The sequence below is a fragment of the Pseudoxanthomonas sp. LjRoot204_2 genome, from assembly GCF_056175765.1.
In genome coordinates this window covers 1-2,006 of the sequence record NZ_JBGFFG010000536.1, presented here as the reverse complement: position 1 = coordinate 2,006, position 2,006 = coordinate 1, and the positions used below count along the sequence as shown (strand labels likewise).

Genomic DNA, 2,006 nt, shown 5'->3' with positions numbered 1-2,006 from the left:
GTCCTTGGTGCCGGCGTAGGTCTGGTAGGCCTCGTCGGTGAGGTTGCTGACCTGGAACAGGAAGCTCAGTCCGTTCAAGGCATGGCCGTCCGGGAACGAATAGCTCACCTGGGCGTCGGTGACGTCCTCGCCGACCACGTAACGCAGGGTGCGGTCGCCGTCGAAGTTGCCGATCTCGCCGATGAAATCCGAACGCTTGCGCTGGCTGACACGCGCTTCGAAGCCGTTGCGCTCGTAGTACGCGGTGAAGTTGAACGTGCGCTCGGACAGGCCCGGCAGCGCGATGTCCTGGCTGCCGACGCTGTTGGTGGACCCCGGCGGCGGCGGGATGGTGATGTCGCTGTCGTTGAAGCTCGCGCTGGCGATCACGCCGAAGCCTTCCAGCGCGTCGCTGAACAGGTCGAGCGGCAGCGATGCAGTCAGCTCGATGCCCTGCATCTTGCCGCCCTTGCCGTTGTAGGGCGCCGTGAAGCGACCGGTGCTCTGCGTCGGCGGCTCGCCCGGACCGGGCACGTAGTCGACCAGGAAGTCGCTGAAGTCGAAGCCGTCGCGCGATTCCGTGTAGATGTAGGTGCGCAGGTCCTTGTAGAAGAACGCCGCGGCCACGTACGCCTTCGTGCCGAAGTACTTTTCGTACGACAGGTCGAAGGCGTAGGCGCGCCAGGGCTCCAGTTCCGGGTTGCCGCCGCTGCCGCCCGGCTCGCCGGTCGCGGTATTGACGCCGAACTCCAGCGAAGCGCGCAGCTCATCCACGCGCGGACGGGCCACCTGCTCGGCCAGGCCGACGCGCAGCGTCTGGTCGGCCGGCAGCGAGAACGCCAGGTTCATGCTGGGCAGCACTTCGGTATAGGTCTTGCCACGCTCGACCGGCTGCACGTTGCTGCCCGCCGGCTGGGTGCTGTCCCAGTAGCGCGACGTCGACGACTGGTCGACGTGCTGGATCTGCACGCCGATGTTGCCGCGCACCGGCACGGAACCCCATTCGGTATCGAGGTTGGCGCGTGCGAAGCCCGTGGAGATCTTCTCGTTGACGTCCCATGCCTTGGGAATCAGGTAGGACAGATCGTCGACGGGATTGAACGTCATGTAGCGCGCGACCGCAGCCGGCACGTTCCAGGACGGGATGTAGCCGATGCCGGCGAACCGCAGGTCCACCAGGCCGTACTGCAGGTCGGACCCGACGGCGGTGACGCCCTGTGCGCCGAGGTTGATGTTGCCCTCGGGCTGGCGCTTGCTCTTCTCGCGATCGGCATAGTTCAGGCCGACATCGAGATCGGTGAACCAGCCCAGCGCTTCCGGCAGCGGGAACGACGCCGCCAGCTTGACGCCCTTCAGTTCGTCCTCGACCTTCGGGGTCTTGCCGTAGCCCGAGCCGTAGATCGTGTTGGCCAGCAACAGCTGCGACGGATCCGAGTAGTCGAAGCCCGGGTTGATCTGCGAGAAGCCGCCCGAACGGAACGTCAGGTCCACCGAATCCAGCTGCGGCGCCGGCAGGCGCTGGGTGTTGTTCTCGAGGTTGATCTCGTCGCGCTTGGTCTTCGACCAGCTGACGTCGGCGGTCAGGCGCACCAAACCGACATTGAACTCGTTGTTCCAGCCGAAGGCGTTGATCTCGTCTTCGCGGTAGTTGTACATGCCGCGCACCAGCGGGTACACGTTGTTGGCCGTGCCGCCGGTGAACGTGTCGTTGCCGTTGATGACGGGGTTGTCGACGTCCAGGCGACCGTAGCCGCCGTTGTAGTCGCCGATGTGCACTTCGAACTGGTTCGCGGTGCTGACCTGCTCGGCTTCGGAGTGGAACAGGTCCAGCGTGCTGGTCCAGGCGTTGGACGGACGGAACTGCAGCGTGGCCATCACGCCATCGCGCTTGGTTTCGCCGGTCCGCCGCAGCGCCTTGATGCCGTCGGAGTAGAACGTGCCTGCCGGCACGCCCGGGCGCCAGTTGTCGCCGATGGCCTGCCACGGCTCGTACAGGCCGACCTGGTTTTCCTGGATCGGCGTGGTCG

Annotated in this window: 1 protein-coding gene; it reads right to left on the bottom strand. The window is 65.7% G+C overall.

The window, feature by feature from the left end:
* The coding region (locus tag AC04L7_RS17595; protein ID WP_475513554.1) for a TonB-dependent receptor at positions 1 to 2,006 on the bottom strand (2,006 nt) is incomplete at both ends.